Source organism: Enterococcus sp. FDAARGOS_553 (assembly GCF_003812305.1).
Lineage (GTDB): Bacteria > Bacillota > Bacilli > Lactobacillales > Enterococcaceae > Enterococcus_D > Enterococcus_D gallinarum.
Map to the genome: position 1 here is coordinate 1,289,997 of NZ_CP033740.1, position 20,130 is coordinate 1,310,126.

The 20,130-nt window shown below is 41.4% G+C and carries 23 protein-coding genes; 15 read left to right on the top strand and 8 right to left on the bottom strand.

Going from position 1 to position 20,130, the window contains the following annotated elements:
* The first annotated feature begins 1 nt into the window (after position 1).
* From EGX73_RS06695 to EGX73_RS06755, 13 genes are all read left to right on the top strand, one after another.
* Complete coding sequence (locus EGX73_RS06695; RefSeq protein ID WP_003128430.1) at positions 2 to 736, top strand: ABC transporter ATP-binding protein; 735 nt, start codon at positions 2 to 4, stop codon at positions 734 to 736.
* On the top strand, positions 733 to 1,944 hold the full coding sequence (locus tag EGX73_RS06700) for an ABC transporter permease (RefSeq protein WP_029487323.1): 1,212 nt from the start codon (positions 733 to 735) through the stop codon (positions 1,942 to 1,944). Before EGX73_RS06695 ends, EGX73_RS06700 begins: the two co-directional genes overlap by 4 nt.
* Before the next feature lie 104 nt (positions 1,945 to 2,048).
* Positions 2,049 to 2,828 (top strand): phosphotransferase family protein, encoded by a 780-nt coding sequence (locus EGX73_RS06705; RefSeq protein WP_003128432.1) that lies wholly within the window; start codon positions 2,049 to 2,051, stop codon positions 2,826 to 2,828.
* A gap of 53 nt (positions 2,829 to 2,881) precedes the next feature.
* A complete protein-coding gene (gene trmB / locus EGX73_RS06710; RefSeq protein ID WP_003128433.1) occupies positions 2,882 to 3,544 on the top strand; it encodes a tRNA (guanosine(46)-N7)-methyltransferase TrmB in 663 nt (220 codons plus the stop codon).
* Between the two features lie 111 nt (positions 3,545 to 3,655).
* Positions 3,656 to 4,597 (top strand): competence type IV pilus ATPase ComGA, encoded by a 942-nt coding sequence (gene comGA / locus EGX73_RS06715; RefSeq protein ID WP_005472888.1) that lies wholly within the window; start codon positions 3,656 to 3,658, stop codon positions 4,595 to 4,597.
* Positions 4,572 to 5,603, top strand: a complete 1,032-nt coding sequence (comGB, locus tag EGX73_RS06720; RefSeq protein ID WP_005472886.1) for a competence type IV pilus assembly protein ComGB — start codon at positions 4,572 to 4,574, stop codon at positions 5,601 to 5,603. Before comGA ends, comGB begins: the two co-directional genes overlap by 26 nt.
* Positions 5,600 to 5,875, top strand: coding sequence for a competence type IV pilus major pilin ComGC (comGC, locus tag EGX73_RS06725; protein ID WP_029487321.1), 276 nt, complete (start codon positions 5,600 to 5,602; stop codon positions 5,873 to 5,875). Before comGB ends, comGC begins: the two co-directional genes overlap by 4 nt.
* Complete coding sequence (gene comGD / locus EGX73_RS06730) at positions 5,844 to 6,323, top strand: competence type IV pilus minor pilin ComGD (RefSeq protein ID WP_123866834.1); 480 nt, start codon at positions 5,844 to 5,846, stop codon at positions 6,321 to 6,323. Before comGC ends, comGD begins: the two co-directional genes overlap by 32 nt.
* 10 nt (positions 6,324 to 6,333) lie before the next feature.
* On the top strand, positions 6,334 to 6,615 hold the full coding sequence (locus EGX73_RS06735; protein WP_005472881.1) for a hypothetical protein: 282 nt from the start codon (positions 6,334 to 6,336) through the stop codon (positions 6,613 to 6,615).
* Positions 6,605 to 7,018: a competence type IV pilus minor pilin ComGF gene (gene comGF, locus EGX73_RS06740; protein WP_003128440.1), complete on the top strand. Its 414-nt coding sequence runs from the start codon at positions 6,605 to 6,607 to the stop codon at positions 7,016 to 7,018. Before EGX73_RS06735 ends, comGF begins: the two co-directional genes overlap by 11 nt.
* A gap of 22 nt (positions 7,019 to 7,040) precedes the next feature.
* The gene (gene comGG, locus EGX73_RS06745) at positions 7,041 to 7,346 is read left to right on the top strand and encodes a competence type IV pilus minor pilin ComGG (RefSeq protein ID WP_238581784.1); all 306 of its coding nucleotides are present in this window, start codon (positions 7,041 to 7,043) and stop codon (positions 7,344 to 7,346) included.
* A 174-nt stretch (positions 7,347 to 7,520) separates the two neighbouring features.
* The gene (locus EGX73_RS06750; RefSeq protein WP_003128442.1) at positions 7,521 to 8,528 is read left to right on the top strand and encodes a class I SAM-dependent methyltransferase; all 1,008 of its coding nucleotides are present in this window, start codon (positions 7,521 to 7,523) and stop codon (positions 8,526 to 8,528) included.
* Between the two features lie 24 nt (positions 8,529 to 8,552).
* Positions 8,553 to 9,737, top strand: a complete 1,185-nt coding sequence (locus EGX73_RS06755) for an acetate/propionate family kinase (RefSeq protein WP_003128443.1) — start codon at positions 8,553 to 8,555, stop codon at positions 9,735 to 9,737.
* 213 nt (positions 9,738 to 9,950) lie between these two features.
* Here EGX73_RS06755 and EGX73_RS06760 read toward each other — a convergent pair whose 3' ends face one another.
* Genes EGX73_RS06760 through EGX73_RS06780 form a run of 5 tightly spaced genes read right to left on the bottom strand, consistent with a single transcriptional unit; the run spans position 9,951 to position 12,660 of the window.
* Complete coding sequence (locus EGX73_RS06760) at positions 9,951 to 10,262, bottom strand: DUF1048 domain-containing protein (RefSeq protein WP_005472877.1); 312 nt, start codon at positions 10,260 to 10,262, stop codon at positions 9,951 to 9,953.
* 9 nt (positions 10,263 to 10,271) lie between these two features.
* Positions 10,272 to 10,613 (bottom strand): DUF1048 domain-containing protein, encoded by a 342-nt coding sequence (locus EGX73_RS06765; RefSeq protein ID WP_003128445.1) that lies wholly within the window; start codon positions 10,611 to 10,613, stop codon positions 10,272 to 10,274.
* A gap of 10 nt (positions 10,614 to 10,623) precedes the next feature.
* A complete protein-coding gene (locus tag EGX73_RS06770; protein ID WP_086269332.1) occupies positions 10,624 to 11,403 on the bottom strand; it encodes an ABC transporter permease in 780 nt (259 codons plus the stop codon).
* A gap of 3 nt (positions 11,404 to 11,406) precedes the next feature.
* Positions 11,407 to 12,309 carry an ABC transporter ATP-binding protein gene (locus EGX73_RS06775; protein ID WP_123866835.1) on the bottom strand — a complete coding sequence of 301 codons (903 nt, stop codon included), beginning with the start codon at positions 12,307 to 12,309 and terminating at the stop codon, positions 11,407 to 11,409.
* A gap of 9 nt (positions 12,310 to 12,318) precedes the next feature.
* Complete coding sequence (locus EGX73_RS06780; RefSeq protein ID WP_005472869.1) at positions 12,319 to 12,660, bottom strand: PadR family transcriptional regulator; 342 nt, start codon at positions 12,658 to 12,660, stop codon at positions 12,319 to 12,321.
* 991 nt (positions 12,661 to 13,651) lie between these two features.
* Here EGX73_RS06780 and EGX73_RS06785 point away from each other — a divergent pair.
* On the top strand, positions 13,652 to 15,112 hold the full coding sequence (locus EGX73_RS06785; RefSeq protein WP_003128449.1) for a peptide MFS transporter: 1,461 nt from the start codon (positions 13,652 to 13,654) through the stop codon (positions 15,110 to 15,112).
* A 99-nt stretch (positions 15,113 to 15,211) separates the two neighbouring features.
* Positions 15,212 to 16,069: a radical SAM protein gene (locus tag EGX73_RS06790; RefSeq protein WP_003128450.1), complete on the top strand. Its 858-nt coding sequence runs from the start codon at positions 15,212 to 15,214 to the stop codon at positions 16,067 to 16,069.
* A 172-nt stretch (positions 16,070 to 16,241) separates the two neighbouring features.
* On the opposite strand, the gene abc-f is transcribed toward EGX73_RS06790, so the two are convergent.
* From abc-f to EGX73_RS06800, 3 genes are all read right to left on the bottom strand, one after another.
* On the bottom strand, positions 16,242 to 17,825 hold the full coding sequence (abc-f, locus tag EGX73_RS06795; RefSeq protein WP_021149043.1) for a ribosomal protection-like ABC-F family protein: 1,584 nt from the start codon (positions 17,823 to 17,825) through the stop codon (positions 16,242 to 16,244).
* Positions 17,826 to 17,929: 104 nt separating this feature from the next.
* Entirely contained in the window at positions 17,930 to 18,058 is a 129-nt protein-coding gene (locus EGX73_RS16395) for a hypothetical protein (RefSeq protein ID WP_005472862.1), read from the bottom strand.
* Between the two features lie 59 nt (positions 18,059 to 18,117).
* On the bottom strand, positions 18,118 to 20,124 hold the full coding sequence (locus EGX73_RS06800; protein WP_123866836.1) for a KUP/HAK/KT family potassium transporter: 2,007 nt from the start codon (positions 20,122 to 20,124) through the stop codon (positions 18,118 to 18,120).
* Positions 20,125 to 20,130 lie beyond the last annotated feature (6 nt).

Sequence of the window (20,130 nt, forward strand, 5' to 3'; positions counted from 1 at the left end):
AATGACATTACAAGTAGAAAATGTAACAGGCGGTTATACACAGCTACCTGTTCTAAAAAATATTGATTTTTCGATCGCGGATGGTGAACTTGTGGGGTTGATCGGTTTGAATGGTGCTGGTAAAAGTACCACGATTAAAGAAATCATTGGTCTGCTACAACCTCACACTGGAAAAATCACTATCAACGGACTATCGCTGAAAGAAGATCCGCAAGCGTATCGCAAGCAGATCGGCTACATTCCTGAAACGCCTTCTCTTTATGAAGAATTGACTTTAAAAGAGCATATCGAAGTAACGGCAATGGCCTATGACATCCCCAAAGATGTCGCACTGCAACGGGCGGAGCGGTTATTAAAAACATTTCGCTTGGAAAATAAGTTGGACTGGTTTCCAGCAAATTTTTCTAAGGGAATGAAACAAAAAGTCATGGTTTTGTGTGCTTTTCTAATTGAACCAAGTTTGTACATCATCGATGAGCCTTTTTTGGGCTTAGATCCATTGGCAATCAATGCATTGCTTGAATTGATGAATGAGATGAAACAAACCGGGGCATCGATTTTAATGTCGACCCATATCTTGGCTACAGCTGAGAAATATTGTGACAAGTTTATCCTGCTTCACAATGGCGAGATTCGAGCCCAAGGAACGCTGTCGCAATTACAAAGCCAATTTGGGGCTGAAGGAGCTTCCCTCGATGAGTTGTACTTAGCATTGACAAAGGAGAGTCAGCTATGAAGGGGTTCTTCTCACAACGCTTGCAACGACACCAGAAACAGATGAGTCGCTATTTGCGTTATGTTTTCAATGATCATTTTGCGATCCTCATCACATTTCTAATGGGTGGACTGGGTCTATATTATTCGAATTTTTTAAAAACGCTCCCTCGGCCGTTCCCTCAGGGGGGGATCGTATTGCTATTGATCTGGTTGGCACTTTTGTCAGTCGGCAAGTTGGCAACATTGGTGAAACCAGCAGATTTGATTTTTCTTTTAGCTAAAGAAAAGCAGATGGCGGACTATCTTGCTCAAGCACTGCGCTATTCAATGTGGCTGCCTTTTGGGGTCTCCTTTTTAGTCGTTGGTGCGACGATGCCTTTAGTCGTAGTAGTTACTGAACAAACGTTTGCGAGCTTTTTCTTTTATTTAGGGACGATTTGGTTATTAAAAGTTACGGATCTCTGGTTACAGCGTTTGTCTCTTTATCAAGGACAAGAACAGCGTAACAACCAGCGTGTTCTGTGGGTGATTGCTGCAGTAAGCAGCCTTTTAGCTAGTCTGTATGTTGCACCTTGGGTTGGATTGCTCTTAGCTGTTCTACAAGCTGCTTGGTTCAACCTTCAGTGTCGTCCGACAGGTCTTCTATTAGGTTGGGATCGCATGATCCACATGGAAGAAACGAGACTTCATCGCATTTATCGGTTTATCAACTTATTCACAGATGTACCTCAAATCACAGCAGCAGCCAAACGCCGCAAGTATTTAGATGGTCTGTTGAATAGGATTCCTTTTGGACAGGAACAGACTTATCGCTATCTATATGCTCGCCGCTTTTTGCGAGGGGAACAATATAGCGGGCTTTTTTTCCGTTTGACACTGATTGGTGTATTAGTGCTTTTCTTTGTTCAAGAATGGTGGCTTAGTCTAGGGTTAGGATGTATGTTTCTTTATTTGATCGGTTTTCAGCTACTGCCGATGTATAATGAGTTTCAGTACATGATTTTGACTCATTTATATCCAATCGAGGAAGGGCAAAAACAGACAGCCATTAATTGGCTATTGCTTAGATTATTAGGCGGAGCTGCTTTCATTTTTGGTGTAGTCGGCTTGTTCCGAGCGGCAATTCTTTGGCAAGGAGTGCTAGTGCTGTTGGGCTTTTTGTTATTTACAGGACTCTTTTTGGTTTTCTATGTACCTGCCCGCTTGAAAAAAATGCAAAGTCAATAAAGATGGCTGGACGTTACTCGAAAAAACCGAACGCATATGCGCTTGACGTTGACTCTTTAGGAAGCTAGAATAAGAGATACTGTGAAATAAGGAGAGAAGCTAGGATGGATATTCGCTTGGATCAAGATTGGCGCCTGAGACCAATCAAAGGCGACACCGGCAAAGCCTACATTGGCTTGAAGGACAATGATAAAGTCTTTATCAAACGAAATACGACCCCGATGCTTGCGGCACTCTCCAAAGAGGGGATTACTCCTAAACTTGTGTGGACCAAGCGTACCGGCAATGGCGATACGTTGTCTGCTCAAGAGTGGCTAGATGGACGTGTATTGGACCCCGAAGAGATCGGTCAAAGAAATGATGTGATCGATGTATTGTATCATTTGCACCATTCCAAAACATTAGCGAAGATGCTGAGCAAAATCGGTGGTCAAGTGATGACACCAGAAAAAATGTTAGTTGAATATGAAGAAAACTTACCTAAAGCGGTTGTTCAAAATCGCTTTATTGCTATTGTTTATCGTTATTTAAGAGAGAATATTCCAGAATTTCAGGAACAAAAGGCCTCCGTCGTTCATGGGGATGTCAATTACCGTAATTGGCTTGTTTGCCAAAACTATCTGTATTTGGTTGATTGGGATTCGATCATGTTTGCGGATCCCGCAATGGATATCGGTACGATCTTAGGGCATTATGTTCCATTATCCAGCTGGCCGCATTGGCTAGTGCGTTACGGGATTCATGGCAGCAGTGAAGTGATCGAGAAAATTTATTGGTATGCTTTATTAAGTATGCTTCAGGAAGTAAAGAAGTACTACCAACGCGGGGATTATAAAGCAATGAATGCAGAGATTCTGCAATTAAAAAGAATTTATAGTGAATGAGAAGATGGAGCGAAGCAACAAGTTCCATCTTGTTTTTTCGGAAAGGAAACAACATGAGAGTAAGAAAACGTGCGGGAGCAGAAGAATTAGTCCAAGCGCATCCCGAATTTGTAGTAGCTGAACCGACAGCGTGGAAAGGCCGTTGGAAGGAACGATTTGGCAATGATCACCCATTGCATATTGAAATCGGTATGGGAAAAGGCCGTTTCATTACCGAAATGGCTAAAGCACATCCGGAAATTAATTATATTGGCATCGAAATGCAAATCAGTGTGGTTTCCATTGCACTGGATAAACTGATCGAACAAGATATCCCTAATGTGCAGCTGCTGCACGTTGACGGTTCCGCATTGACGAATTATTTTGCGGATCATGAAGTCGATCAAATCTATTTGAATTTTTCAGATCCTTGGCCAAAAAAGAAGCATGAGAAACGCCGACTAACATCGAAAGCTTTTTTGGCAGTCGATGAACAAATTTTACGTCCGAATGGTGAAATTCATTTCAAAACGGACAATCAAGGCTTATTTGAATATTCACTCGCCAGCTTTTCACAATATGGTATGGTTTTAAAACAAGTATGGTTGGATCTTCATCAAAGTGACTATGAAGGAAATATCATGACCGAGTATGAAGAGAAGTTTTCCAGCCGCGGTCAAAGAATCTACCGGGTAGAAGCCCAATTTGTGGCACCAGAAGATACGACCAAAAGTTAAATAAGCGAGTCTTAGCGTTCAGACTGTAGCACAAGGCAGAAAATGTCTTTGTTCTACAGTTTTTTTGTATAGAAAAGTAAAAGCTGCGTATCTCTTTTTAGGAGGGTGACAATGGACATTTGTACATTTTCAGATGAGTTGGTGGAGTATGCGAAGGTGCAGAAAATGCAAGATCTATCCATACTGCCAACAGTCGAAGGGATGACTCTGATTTTCAGCAAAAGTTACTATCGGCAAATGTATCGCAAAGTTACTACAGAAGACGCGCAACAATTGATCACTCGATTCAAATTTCTGGGCGGTATGGAAGTAGGAGAAAAACGAAGAGCGCAATTAGGGGCTATCAGCTATCCTTTGGCAGATGGAGAGCAGCGTATCCGGGTTTCGACTGTTGGGGATTTTCAAGGTCAAGAAAGTTTAGTTCTACGTTTTTTGCACCCTTTAGGTAAGTTCCATCGATTCTTTATGAATGAACAATATGAAACGATCGCAGATGCATGCCGCTATCGAGGGCTCTATCTCTTTTCTGGTCCTACTGGATCGGGGAAATCCACACTGATGTATCGCTTAGCTTCAGCTGCAGCAGGTCAGGTGATCACGATCGAAGACCCGGTTGAGATCGTTGAGCCTCGTTTTTTACAGTTGCAGACCAATCCAATGATCGGCCAGGATTATGATGAGCTGATTCGTTTGTCGTTGCGGCATCGACCTGAGCTATTGCTGATTGGTGAGATCCGCAACAAAGAGACGGCCAAGGCTGCGATCCGTGCGGCACTGACAGGACATCGGGTTTTTGCGACGATCCATGCACGGGGATTAACGGAAACAATTGCGCGATTGCAAGAGCTGACAGAGGAAGCAGCTGTGATCGACCAATGCCTCCAAGGAATCATTTATCAGCGCTTACTGCCAGATCTTCACGGAGTCCCTCACGCATTGATGGCCTACACCTTTTATGAACCCCACAAATCCTCAATGACTTGGGATCAAGCACTAACAAGGATCAGAGAAAAGGAGCAGATCACCCATGAGGTTTTTGACAAGGAAAAGTAAACGGCTTTCCCGCAAACAGACCCACGCCTTATTAGCCACATTTACGGTTTTATTAGAGAGTGGTTTCTCATTACAAGAGAGTTTGCTTGTTCTACTTCGCAGTGGCCAATTTGATCCGAATACAGTAAAAGATATTGATCAGCGACTGAAACAAGGTCAACGACTCAGACAGGCCTTTTCTTTGCTGCATTTATCTGAAGCCGAACAAAATCAGCTGGACTTGGCAGAGACCCATGGCAATCTGGTGGATACGTTGCAGCGAATGGTCGCTTACCAGATCCTTTTGGAAAAACAAAATCAGACATTACAAAAAGTGTTGGCGTATCCCCTTCTATTGCTGGTATTTGTCTTTACCGCTCTCTTTGCCATGCGTCGGTTTCTATTGCCTCAACTTCTGGCCTCCGGTATGATCGATGCGAATCATTGGGGCATTCTCTTTATTACGGCAGCACCATGGATCGGTGCGGTCATTGTAGGCGGATTGGGAGGTTTCGTTCTTGTTGTAAGAGGAATCTTTGCCAAGCAGACAGCGTTGAAGCGAGCCACTTTTTTGAGTCGATTGCCTTTTTTGGGAGACTTGTATCGCTGCTATCAAACTAGTTATTTTGCATTAGAGTGGGGAAAATTGTTTCAGCAAGGCTTGGAAATTCGTCAGATCATTATGTGCATGCAACAAACAAGTACAGCAACATTAGTACAAGAACTAGCTGTTCAATTAGAGCTGTGCTTGGCAAGTGGCGGATTGTTGCCGGACAAATTAAAGGACTATGTATTTTTGACGCCAGAGTTTTCATTGATTGTGTTCCAGGGCGAAATGCGTGGGAAATTAGGAGAAGAATTGTTTGTTTATAGTCAGCTTTTGACAGATCGGCTTTTCCAACAAATCGAGAAGAAAATCCAGTGGATTCAACCAGTCATTTTTTTATTAGTGGCCCTTCTGATCGTGGGTGTTTATGCTGCAATGTTTTTGCCGATTTACGGCAATATTCAAGGAGTGATCGAATGAGAAAATTGAAGCATCAAGGGTTCACATTGGTGGAGATGCTGATTGTACTGTTAGTGATCAGTATTTTGATTTTATTGTTTGTACCAAACTTATCCGCACAACGTACAGTGATAGATGAGAAAGGAAATGCGGCAATCGTCAAAGTCGTAGAAACCCAGATTGAGTTGTTCCAGCTTAATGAGAATCGAACACCTACTCGACAAGAATTACTAGCTGGAAATTATGTAACGGAGGAGCAGTATGCGATTTACCTTGCCCATCGGAACGAATAGCAGTTTTTTTACTTGGCGGGGATTTACAATGGTGGAGAGTTTGATTGTCCTCTTAGTCGTTTCGATTTTCATCTTTCTTCCGCTAATAGCTATCGACCGTTACCAAGCATATTTTGAAGTGTGGGGGTTTTGTGCTCGTTTGGAAAAAGGATTGGCAGTAGCACAACAAACAGCGATTATTGATGCTCGCGAAACGAAAGTCGCTTATTCTGATTCACCAGTTCCTACGATATATTTTCATTCGACGATCACAGGTGAAATCAAAATGGAGCCACTTGAAGTACCCTCGCAGCTCGCAGTACGTGTTTTTACTGTACTTACATTCACCAGTCAATCTGGCAATTATACGCGGATGGAAACATTACGGTTTGAATGGATGGACCAAGAAAAAAAGATTACCTACAAATTTCTTTTTGGAAGTGGACGATATGATAAGATCATCGAATAAAGGATATATCATGCTAGAAAGTATCATTGGCTTTGGTTTGCTGACGACGAGTGTCTTCCTTTTTCTGACTGTCCAGACCCATATTTTACAGCAAAGTGCACAGTTACAGGCCCAGGTGGCTGCTATTCGGGTATTGTATGAAGAAGTCCAATGCCAAGCATTTGAACAGGAAGTCGTTTATTCGACACAACGTACAGAGTCGTATCAGTTGTCTTTCGGTTTCAAGCGTGACCGAAGCTATGGACGGATTGTAAGAGGTCCTCTTATCATGGAGATCAACTATGAAGAGTAAGGGTTTTACTTTGTTGGAATGTTTGCTGTCTTTAATGATCTTAGGACTCAGTGTGTTGTTGATCAACGGAATCATTCGCCAGATGCCTCAAGTTAATCAACAGCTTTTTGCTCGCAAAGACCAAGAATGGCAGATATTTTTGATTCAGTTAGAAAGGGAGCTTCAAACGTGTACGTATGTTTCAGTGAGTCCGTATACACTTTTTTTAAAAAGCAGCAAAGAAAATGTAGTCACGATCGATCGAATCAATGGGAAAGTCCGTAAAAGAGACAATAATGGCTACCATCCGTTATTGACGGAAGTATCATTGATTTACTTTGAAAAAAAGGCATCCTCGATCCAGTTTACAGTGACTTTCGAGAATGGAGAGGTGAGAATTGGTCAATGGCAGATTCCTGCATAAGGGCGGTATCTTTTTGTCAGCAATGATGCTGATTCATTTGCTGAGCCTTATGTTGCTAACGGTTTTAGAAAATACTCGGACAACTACTGATTTCTATATTAAGACTCTTCACATGTATGAGGCACGAATCATGAAAGAACTTTTTTTGGCGGATTATCAGCGGTTAACCTATGCCGAGCAGGGCAGTGTCAACTACAATGTAGGGAGGGTCATTTACGAACAAAAAGAAGAGCTGTTGTTGATTCAATGTGTCGTCAATCAGCGCACCATCCGTTTTACCGAAATTTTGTCAGGTGATTTGGAAAAAATAGCAACAGATCTTGAGTAACTATAATACAGAAAAAGGCACAGACATACTGTGTCTTTTTTCTGTATAAAAGAGTTGAAAAGTATGTTTGTCTCTTCACAAATTATTCTGAAAGATAGCGATTGATTATTTTGGCTGAATCAGCTAAAATTAAACAGGTATGTATGTTGTTATAGTTTTGAAAAGAGGTGCAAGATGTCCCCAGAAAAAATGGAAGAGTCTTTTCATTTATCGCTAGAAGCGATTCAAGTGCTCCAAAACGCATTAGAAACATCTTATTTGGATGCATATATCGAGACGATCGAGAATTTTATTGATCAGTATCGCGTACGGGTGATCGACGGAGTACCTAGTGAAGCGGATGCTCAACGGTTGGAAGCGATTTATAAAAAATTAGAGCAGATACCCTTAACAGCAGAAGAACGGCGTAAACTTGCTCAACTACTTCTGTTAAAGGGCGGACAAACCGAACATCTGCAGCCTAATCATCAGCTGACACCAGATAGTATCGGTTTTTTGTTTGTGTATTTGATCGAGCAATTGACACCAGCGAAGCAACAAACCAAGATTCTGGACCTTTCGGTTGGAATGGGGAATCTTGTCTTAACGCTCTTGCTCAATTTGCAGTTAGCGCAAAGAGATGTGCAAGCAACAGGTGTTGACATTGATGAAACATTACTGAGTGTTGCTGCAGCTACAAGCGAATGGACTCAAGCCCCGCTGCATTTGTTTCATCAAGACGGGTTGCAAGAATTGTTAATCGACCCAATGGACATTGCTGTCAGTGATTTGCCAGTCGGCTATTATCCACAAGATGAAAAAGCAGCATCGTTTCTTACTTCAGCTCCCGAAGGCGAAGGACATAGCTTTGCCCACCATTTATTGATGGAACAAGCAATGAACTATGTGAAAGAAGATGGCTATGGACTATTCTTAGCTCCGGCTAATTTCATGGAAACTGAACAAAGCGATTATTTGAAGAAATGGCTCAATGAAAAAGTTTATCTGCAAGGAATCATTCAATTGCCAGACGAGCTTTTCAAAAATGAGCGATCAAGAAAAAGTATTGTGCTGATTCAAAATCATGGTGCAACGAGCAAGCAAGCACCAGTGTTACTTGCTAAACTCGCATCTCTCAAGGAACCAAAAAACATCAAGAAATTTTTCGAACAATTTGAAGCTTGGAAAGCATCAAATTTGTAATATAAATCGGATAAGGAGAAAATTATGTCTAAAACAATTGCAATCAATGCTGGAAGTTCAAGTCTAAAATGGCAGTTATATCAAATGCCAGAAGAAACGGTGGTCGCTAAAGGGATCGTTGAACGTATCGGATTAAAAGATTCGATTTTTACCATCAAATATGGGGAAGATCAAAAATTCGAACAAATCATCGACATCAATGATCATGAAGTCGCAGTAAAAATGCTTTTGGATCAATTGATCGAATTGAACATCTTAGGTTCATATGATGAAATCACTGGTGTTGGTCACCGTGTCGTTCATGGAGGAGAAGACTTCCCGGATTCTGTTGTGATCACAGATGAAGTGATGGAACGCATTGAAGCATTGGCAGAGTTTGCACCATTGCATAATCCAGCCAACTTGATGGGGATCACTGCTTTCAAGAAGATCTTACCAGATATCATTAGTGTTGCTGTTTTCGATACTTCTTTCCACGCAACCATGCCAAAACACAACTACTTGTACAGTCTGCCATTGGCTTACTACAACGACTATAAAGTTCGTAAATATGGTTTCCATGGTACAAGCCACCGTTATGTGTCAGAACGTGCGGCTGAAATGTTAGGCAAACCGATTGAAGATTTGAAAATCATTACTTGTCATTTAGGAAATGGCGCATCGATCACTGCAGTTGATGGTGGAAAATCTGTTGATACATCAATGGGCTTCACACCACTTGCAGGAGTGACGATGGGTACTCGTTCTGGTGATATCGACCCAGCTGTATTGCCTTATTTAATGGAAAAATTAGACCTATCGATCGATGAAATGATCGATGTTTTGAACAAAAAATCTGGTTTGTTAGGACTTTCCGGTATTTCTAGCGATATGCGGGATCTTGAAGCTAATTATGACAAAGAAGAAGTAAAAGTTGCGTATGATGTCTTTACTGACCGCATTCGTAAATATATCGGTGGCTATGTAACAACAATGAACGGTGTTGATGCAATCGTCTTTACTGCTGGTATCGGTGAGAACGATGCCCATGTCCGCAGTGAGGTTATCAAAGGAATGACTTGGTTTGGTTGTGAACTTGATGAAGAACAAAATGCCAAACGCGGCGAAGAGTTAGTCATTTCTACAGAAGATTCTAAAGTGAAAGTCTTGTTGATTCCAACAGACGAAGAATTAATGATTGCTCGCGACGTGGAACGTTTGCGCGGTTAATTGTCGGAGATCAATTGGAACAAATGAGTTTCATTATTTGAATAAAAAAAGTGTTAAGCCTTGGCTTAACACTTTTTTGTTTTGAACAGCTGTACACCTTGGATACCAATGAATAATGCTTGAAAGTTGCAAATTTGGTTAGCGCTATTCTTAATTTTCTTTATATTTTCAGAAAATCCAACGGTGGAACTCAAAACTTATCTAGCCATTTTCTCATAGCTTTTTTGACTTTGGTTCCATTTCGTTGTCAGAGGTTGCTTGGTTTACCAGCAATCCGTCCGCAAAGGCGGCCACGTCTTCGCCAGTTACTTGAAGAACACTTTTTTCTTGTTGCGCATTGTCTTCAAACAAATCCAACAGATCAACGAGTGGTTGGAAATCGCTGGCAAGATTTACTGGATCAACTTTCATAAAGTACTTTTGGATTTCTTTATAGACGATTCGATAATCATTCGGCAACTGATTTGCCCGTTTTTGCAGAGCACGCCATTCTTTTTTACCTTCTAATGCTTCTTTTATTCCCATCTTCATCCCTCACTTTAGTTTTTTGGTCACTTGATTCAAGTGTTCTCGCAATTTGTCTCGCTCATTTTTGGCACCAGCTGCTTCAGCGATTTCTGAGATGAAGGTAGTCATATTTTCACCGATCACGCTATTGATCGGCAGTTTTTCTGCGGCACTTTCTTCAAAAAGACCGACGATCCCTTCCAAGATAGGGTACAGATTTCTTCCAGAAAAATCACTGTAGCTCCAGATCTTTTGATTGTGTTCGCGCCACGCATCTTGGTAGCCAGCGGGTAACTTATCAATACGAAGTTGAAATTCTTTTTGTTGCTTATTCATGTCGTTACCTGTTATTTTGTCATAAAAGTTCATGGTGGGCCTCCTAATTAATAAATAGTTGTTTGTAGCGTTTCATTGACAGAAAAGAGAAAAAACTTAGTAATATGGCTAGCCACAAAAGGGTCAAGAGGCTGCTTTGGGAACCAAAAGAGAATGTACCAGCAAGCAAATTCTTTGTCGTTTCGATAATGGGCGTCATTGGCTGGTTCTCAGCAAATAGGCGCACAGGTTTTGCCATTCCAGCGACTGGCACAAAGGCTGGACTGATAAAAAGCAGGAAGATCAAAATATACGAAAAGGCTCCTGCTCCAGCATAATCTTTTGCTGTTAACGAGAAGGGGATAGCTAGCACAGTGAGACTAACGGCAAAAAGTACGATCAAAAGGGTGAAAAGCAGGAAGTCACCAATCGTTGCTTGTGGTCGATAACCCAATACTAGTCCGATCAGCAGTACAGAAAGTACAGAAATAAGCATAAAAATTGTTGAGGCGACAATGTGCGATCCTAGAATCACCCAACGTTTCATTGGCATAGATAATAATCGCGTCAGGAATCCTTTTGTTTTATCATTGTTGATCCTCAAAGCAGTGTAAGCCGATCCCATTGCCATAGACATCAGCAAAAATCCTGGCATAACGTAGCTAAGATAATCTGAAGGCTCTCCTGCAGTGCCCCCGACTAAAATATTGCCACCAATGACATAAACGAAAAAAAGTAAGATGAAAATAGGCATAACGATACTTGTAATGATCGTATCGACACTTGTTAAATTTTGTCTAACGATGCGGTTCGTTAATGTGAAAAGTTGCTTGATTGTCTTCATTTTTTAGTCCTCCTTTCCAGTAGCATCCAAGAATATTTCTTCCAAACTAAGTTCAATCGGAGCAGTTGTTAGAATGTCAATATCATTTTGCAAGAGTTTCATCATCGACTCTTTTAAATCATTTCTAGCAAGAATAATGGTGTCATTTTCAACCATATAGTGAATCGCAGATTCGTTTAGAAGAGAAGTCGCTTGATCGATCACTTTTTTTGGAACGATGACTTTGTGCAGATCTCTTGCTTGCTTTTTCAATTCTTGTGGTGTGCCAATCAATGAAATCTTCCCATCGTTGATAAAAGCGATTCGATCAGCTAAACGGTCTGCTTCATCAAGGTATTGAGTTGTCAGAAAGATCGTCTTTCCTTCTGCTTTAAGTTGAAGGATTAGTTGCCAAATCTCTAATCTGTTTTTTGGATCCACACCAGTAGTTGGCTCATCAAGAAACAAAATTTCTTTGTCAGGAAGCAGAGAGACTGCAATATCTAGTCGTCGCTTCATTCCTCCAGAATAGGTAGCGACTTTTTTATAGAGAAAATCTGCTAAATGAAGTCGTTCTGATATGGTATCTATTTTCCTGCGAAGATGAGGGATGTCCAACAGCGTGCCAATTAATTTCAAATTTTCAAAACCGGTAAATTCATCATCTAGTGTGATCGATTGACTATTCAAGCTGATGACATCCCGCACTTGATCGGAGTTATTTCGTAGGTCTAACCCTAAAATTGTTGCATTGCCGGATGTAGGGCTAGCGAGTGTAGTTAGAATATTGATCAGTGTTGACTTTCCAGCACCATTTTCTCCAAGTAAAGTAAAGATTTCGCCTCTTTTGATTTCAAGAGTAATTCCTTTTAATACGTCAAGATCACCATAGGTTTTTGTAAGATGATCCACAGTGATGGCTTTCATAGTTATCCCTCATTCCTGATTGAAAAGTGTCTCGTGCTTGATTTTATCTAGCTGATCTACAAGAAACGTCCATTTACTCCAGAAATCTTGGAGGTAAATTTCCCCATTTGCGTTCAAACGATAAAACTTCCTTGCCGGTCCAAGGTCAGATTTCCTTTTTTCAACAGTTACCAATTCTTTTTTTTCTAAACGGAGTAAGACCGTATAGACGGTGCCTTCGACGATATCTTGAAACCCTAATTCGATCAGTGTATTCGTGATTTCATAGCCATAAGTCTCTTTGCTGTTATGGATGACTTGAAGCACGACACCTTCTAGCACACCTTTTAGTAATTCAGTCATTCCTTTCACATCGCTCATCCTCTCAAAAACCATTTGTCTCAATACCTAGTATTACTCAGTACTGCTACATAATAATACTTAGTAGATGGACTGTCAACTATTAAGTATCATTAAGCAGAGATGCAAAAAAAGTAACACCTTGAAAAAAGCTTCCCGCTTAGTGGCGAATGGTACTCAGGAGACTGGATCCTGTTAAACTGAGCTTTATTGTGGGCTGCTCTGCAACTTCTTCGTTCGAATCTAAGTTTGCAGCTAATCATCGAAGACAGTGATTAGCTGCTGCTCGCCGTTGTTATCACTCTTAAGAACAAGTTCAACAAGATAGGCTCTGATTTGATGAATTGTGTTCAGTAAAGAGAAATAGGACTTCGGTACCGATCATGGTGTGAATCATTGACATGAAATGTTAGACATCGATTGAGAAGGGAGCAAAAAAAATCGAGATTTATTGGGCTCTGTTATGAAACTAAGGATTGTTTCGTTAGGGAATGCCGCTGATACACAGGCGCCCAATGCACTTGATTTGACTGAGACAGTAAGCAAGCCTAGACTAAAAGAGGAAAGCTCACAATTGCTGCTCTTTATGCCCAGTCGGTGGAAATGTTCTGCCAGATGTTGAGAGAGGCTGTGTCCTGCTAAATAACAAAGAACATTGAATAAAAAATCGTCTGATTCAGCATATAAGTGTATGAATAAACATTGATGTGATGAATCAGGTTATTTTTATTAACAAATTCTTGAATCTAGAATAAAAAAACGGTAAAAATAATTTTAATCGATAAAAAATGTTATTTAATTAACGTACAATTTTTTAGGTTGTTAGATCAGTGATTTCCTAGTATCTAGTAAAAAACTCTCATTTTCGACTCAGCATATCGCCATTTTACAAAACATAATCTAAGCAAAATAACCTTGTAAAGGAAGCCAAACGGGAATAAACTGGCATTTGTGAATTTTCAGAAAAATTTCTAAATTTGTTTTTTATAAGGAGCCAGTAAGTATGGAAAAAGAAAAGACTTTCCTAGGACAGCCGCGAGGGTTGTCGACACTATTTTTCACTGAGATGTGGGAACGATTCAGCTACTATGGCATGCGGGCCATCTTAGTTTACTTTATGTATGATGCTGTAACAAATGGTGGCTTAGGCCTGCCTAAATCAACGGCTGTAGCGATCATGTCAATCTACGGTTCACTCGTTTATATGTCTAGTATCGTTGGCGGATGGATCTCTGACCGCTTATTAGGATCGAACAAATCCGTTTTTTATGGCGGGATCCTTATTATGTTTGGACATATTGTTCTGGCAGCGCCTCTTGGTATTGCTGCACTATTTGTTTCTATGATGTTGATCGTTATTGGAACAGGTTTGTTGAAGTCCAATGTGTCAGGGATGGTCGGCCACTTATATTCGAAAGAAGATGTGCGCCGAGATGCAGGATTTTCAATCTTTTATATGGGGATCAATATTGGTGGACTTTTAGCACCGATCATTGTGGGTATTTTAGGACAAAACGTCAATTACCATTTAGGTTTTTCAATAGCAGCTATCGGAATGTTCATTGGTTTGGTGCAATATTATGTTCAAGGGAAGACAACGTTGAAAGATGTTGCAACGACACCAACTAATCCATTATCTGCGCAAGAGAAAAAAATCTTTTTCCGTAACGTTATCATCGTACTAGTGCTTGTAGCAGTGGTTTTCGGCGGTGCAGCTGCGATGGGCTATCTGACCGTTGATTTCTTTATCAATTGCATCAGTATCTTAGGAATATTTTTGCCGATCTACTACTTTACTAAAATGTTGCGTTCTCGTGATGTGACACCGGATGAAAAGAAAAAAGTTTTAGCGTATATTCCTTTGTTCTTATCTGCAATCGTTTTTTGGTCCCTAGAAGAACAAGGGTCATCAATATTGGCACTTTTTGCGGCCGATCGGACACAAGATACGTTGTTTGGGATCACGATTCCGGCGAGTCTTTATCAAACACTAAATCCATTGTTTGTCGTGCTGTTGACACCGGTATTTGTTTGGTTGTGGACGAAACTTGGCAATAAACAACCTAGAACGGAAGTGAAATTTGCAATTGGTTTGATTTTAGCAGGTTTGTCTTTTGTCTTGTTGATGTTCCCAAGTATGCTGTTCGGAGTCAATCAACGGGTAAGCCCATTGTGGCTAGTCTTTAGTTTCTTTATCATGATTGCTGGCGAAATGTGTCTGTCACCAGTTGGATTGTCTGTAACGACCAAATTAGCACCAAAAGCCTTCGAAGCGCAAACTCTTGCTATTTGGCTATTAGCAGATGCTTCTTCGCAAGCGATCAATGCTCAAATTGCTCGTTTCTATACACCGCAAACAGAAGGGGCTTATTATGGCATTGTCGGTGGTGTTGCAGTAGTCGTAGGGATTATTCTTTACATGGCAAGAAAACCGATTCGTAAGCTGATTGGGAATATTCACTAATCAACGGACTTGATCTTGAAAAAGATCAAGTCTTTTTTTGCACTTTTAGTCAAGTTATGAGAAAATAAATAGGAACATATGTTCCGTAGGAGGGGTTAAATGCACACGCGACGCTATAAAACGATTCTTTCACCAAACAATACAATGAATCTCTATCGAGGGTGTACACATGACTGTATTTATTGTGATAGTCGCAGCAGCTGCTATCAGATGGCGCATCGGTTTGAAGATATCGAGATCAAAGAAGCAGCAATAACGATTTTGGACCAGCAATTAAAGAAGCGCCGACAGCCTTGCATGATCGTTACCGGTGCTATGTCAGATCCTTACGTTCATGCAGAACAGCGTTTGAGACAAACGAGGCAAGCACTGGAAGTAATCAAAAAGAACGGTTTTGGTGTCGCGCTTTTGACCAAATCAACGCGTGTGTTGGAAGATTTGGATTTGCTGATAGAAATCAACCAGCAAACGAAAGCAGTTGTTCAAATGACTCTGACGACTTATGATGAAGCACTATGTAAAAAATTAGAACGACAAGTCGCTACCACTTATCATCGTTTTTTGGCGCTTAAGAGGTTTCAAGCAGCAGGGATTCCTACTGTTGTTTGGTTATCACCTATTCTTCCTTTTATCAATGACAGCGAGGAGAATCTGTTGTGGGTTTTGGACTACTGTCGCCAAGCGGGAGTGAAAGGCATCATCTGTTTTGGATTTGGGGTGACGATGCGGGAAGAAAATCGCGCATACTTTTATCAGCAACTAGACCGTGATTTTCCTGGTATGAAGGAAAAGTATCAGCAAGCTTTTGGCGATCGGTATGTTTGCGACAGTCCGAATCAGCAAAAGCTAATGGCTATTTTTTGTGCATTCTGCCAAACCTATCAAATCCTTTATCGACCAGAAGAAGTCTTTGCCTATATCCATCGTTTTGAAGACCAGCAGTTGACACTCTTTTAATTCGCGTCTTTTAAACAAATGAAATAGCCGCAAGGACTGAGAGTGTTCCAGTGTACGAGCAACACCTCGTCACCCTGTCACGAGGTGTGCCAGTTCTCTTATCCTGCGGCTATTTTTATTTGATTTTTCTGATATGCGATTCCTTATGGTGAAAAAAACGAACGTGGTCTTCTTAAAGAGCCTGCCAGTCGATGGGCTGCCGCATGACCTGCTGGTCGCGGATCAACAGCATGTCTTGGAAAGTTTGTTTTAGAAAATAGCGGTCATGGCTCACAGCAATTAACGTACCACCAAAGCGCTGAATCAATTCTTCAATTTCTTCACGAGCATAGATATCCAAATGATTGGTAGGCTCATCTAATAGCAGGACGTTGATTTTTTTATGAAAAAGTTTCAGCAGATAAAGGCGAATCTTCTCACCGCCAGAAAGATCCTGAATGCGTTTTGAGACATCATCCTGATAAAAACCGATTTGTGCCAGTTGTTGTCGTGCAGATTGTTCATTGCCTATGAACTGATAGGCAAAGGATAGGACCCGCATAGCGGGATTAGAAAATGAGAGCTTTTGAGGCAGATACCCGATCTGCAGATTACTGCCGGATTTGATCGTTCCCGCGTCAAGCGCCAAAGTACCTAACAAAAGCTGAATCAAGGTCGTCTTACCGGTGCCATTTTCACCAATGATCGCTAAGCGCTCACCACGGTAAATCGAGAAACTACTGTCTTCAAAGAGTAGCCGATCAGCCATGACTTTACCGATATTTCGGGCGATAAAGACTTCTCTGCCTGTTCGATCACTTTGATTGACTGTGCGTATCCTTTTTTTAGGAGGCAGCGGGGGCTTAACGAGAGTGATCTTCGCTAAACGCTTTTCAATTTCTTTGGCTTTACGGAAAAAGTCCTCATTGTCCCCTTCATTCCCCCATTGGCGATAACGGCGAATCATCGCTTTAAGCCGCTGGCATTCTTTTTGCTGCAGCTCATAGTTCTTAGTCAGTTCTGCGATTCGAGCTTGTTTCAATGAACGATATTGGCTATAGTTTCCCGGATAAGAAATCAATTGACCATCTTCGATCTCACAGATCCTAGTCGTCACTTTGTCCAGAAAAGCGCGGTCATGAGAGATGACGATATACGCTTTTTTCGTATTGATAAGATAGTTTTCCAGCCAATGAAGACTAGCTAAATCAAGATGATTCGTGGGCTCATCCAGTAAAAGCAAGTCATGCTCTGTCAACAGCAATCTTGCTAGTTCTACTTTGACTCGCTCCCCACCACTTAACGCCTGCAAAGAAGTTTCTTGCAACTGCGCTATTCCCAATCCTCTTAAACTAGCAAGAATCCGGTCTTCTAACAGATAGCCACCGAGTTCTTCAAATTGTAGCTGTAATTGTCCATAGCGGTCCAATAATTTCGATAAGTCAGCGTCAGGATCGCTCATCTGTTGTTCACAACGTCGCATCTTGCGACTTATCTCTTGCAGTCGGGGGGAAGAGGTTTGTAAATACGTCAGCACCGTTTCTGAAGAGGGCGAAAATTCTTGTGCCAAATGACCAATAGAAAGACTTTTACGTCGGCTGATCGTTCCAGTATCATTTTTCTCGGTCCCGAGTAATAAATCTAATAATGTTGTCTTACCAGAGCCATTGATGCCGATTAAACCAATCTTTTCACCGGGATCAATTTGGAAAGTTAATTGTTCAAATAGCGGGGTACCGCCAAAATTTTTACTGATTTTATTTGCTTGAATTAGCATGATCTCACTCCTTGAGACCACTCAAAAAAGCCATGGAAATCCATGGCCTGCGTTATTTTTATCTGATGTTGTTCGAGATAAACACCTTGAGATGGCCATTGATTTTACGAATATTCAACTGTTTTAGACAGACTCGTCCCTAAAACGGTTTTTGTAAAACCAATTGCATGGCTAAATGCGATATGGTAACGCTGATAATTGACGTTACATGTTATTTTAGTCATGCGCATCATGGTGTTTCCTCCTTTTGCTTATTTGCCAATAGTGTACCGCAAGTGACCTTACTTTGCAATTAGTCAGTTAGTTTTTTCTTGACTGGAACAATTTCAGAAAGGTTACTTGCCTTCGGTTGCCCAATCACTAATGGAACGGTCTCATGGACCACGTCACTGTAAGTGAGTCCAAACCAACGTTCCGGAGAAATAGTATGCCGTTTGATAAAGAGTTTGGTTAACATTACTTGCCGCTCCCATCGGGTTAATGAGGTGACATTCGACAACTCTTCTTCGATCAGAACAAACTGGAAGTCGCCAACTTGACGTCCCGGGGTCAATGAGTATTTTTGCGGCTGTTTTGGTAAGCGACCATCCTTCATCAATTCTTGAATAATTTGTCGGATGTAGACATTGACTTCTTGAGAAACCCGAAAACCTAAGTAGAGTTTCAATTTTACGATGAAATCTGTCTCAGCCATCGAGACTTCGTACTGTTTTGTATAAGGTTCATCTGTGACTTCCACATTCACAAACCAATAAACTTTGGCGCGTTTCGGCCGTTTATCAAGGATCGAATAAATAAACTGACGGCCAATCGTATTTCCTTGCAGTTTAGGAACTAAAAAGACGACATTGGTCTGAGAAAATGGCAATGTCTCATCATTCCGCAATTCCTGTAGTTGGGGAATGTATTCGGTCAAGTCAACTTCTTCGGCAGCTTGTTCTTGAATGTGGTTGCCCCATTCCCAAATGAGCATGATGGCGATAATCAAAGCGGCCATCAAAACCGCAACGAACCCACCGTGGAAAAATTTTGCGGCACTCGAGATGAAGAAGATGCCTTCGATAGCTGCAAAAAATAAGGTAATAAATGGAGCGATAAATCGCGCTTTTTTGAATTGACGCAAAAAGAAATATAACAAGACTGTGGTCATCAGCATAGTTACTGTAATCGCTAAACCATAAGCGGCCTCCATTCGCGTGGATGTCCGGAATAAGAGAACGACACCGGAACAAGCGATCCACAGCATCAGGTTAAGCGCGGGGATATACATTTGTCCGATGGAAGAACCAGGATACATGATCTGCATCCGCGGCAACAAACGCAACTTGATTGCTTCCGAAACTAACGTGAAAGATCCGGAAAGTAAAGCTTGGGAGGCAATGATTGCAGCCAACGCAGAAAAGCCGACGCCAAAAACGGTCCAACCTTGAGGCAAAGCCTGGAAAAAAGGGTTTAGGTTTTCAATCTGTTGATAGGCAGGATCTTGATAAACCTTTAATAACCAAGCAGCTTGACCTAAGTAATTAAGCATCAAACAGATTTTGATGTAAGGCCAGCTGGCATAAATATTCTTTTTGCCCACATGTCCTAAATCGGAATATAGTGCTTCAGCACCAGTGGTTGCCAGAAAGATATTCCCGAGAATGAACAGACCTGAGGTGTTATCAGGGCTAAACAGCAGCCCGATGGCATAACGAGGATCCAACGCACGAATGACAGACAGATCACCGGAAAAGTTGATCAAACCGACGATCCCCAAAAAAGTAAACCAACCAAGCATGATCGGTCCAAATGCTTTCCCAACGAATTCTGTCCCAAAGCGTTGCAGGCTAAAAAGAACGAAAAGGATCGTTAATGTAATCCAAACAATAATGGATTGATCATTCCCAAAATGATCATAAAACATCGGAATGCCCCGCAACCCTTCAATGGCTGTCGTGACAGTGACGGCAGGAGTTAGTACACCATCTGCCAATAACGCAGCGCCACCAATGATTGCCGGAATGATCAAGTAGCGGCTTTGCTTACGAACAAGTGTGTATAAGGAAAAAATTCCGCCCTCACCGTGATTATCCGCGTTCAAAGCGATTAAGACGTACTTAATCGTGGTAAGCAGAGTCAGAGTCCAAAAAACGAGGGAGACACTTCCCAATACAAAGTCCGTGGAGAGTGTTTTCAACCCGCCGTTGTCTTCAACGATTGCTTTCATCACATAGAGTGGGCTGGTCCCGATATCTCCATAGACCACACCCATGGCGACCAAAAGGCCTCCCGCGGTTAATTTTTTCATTTTACTCATAGATTT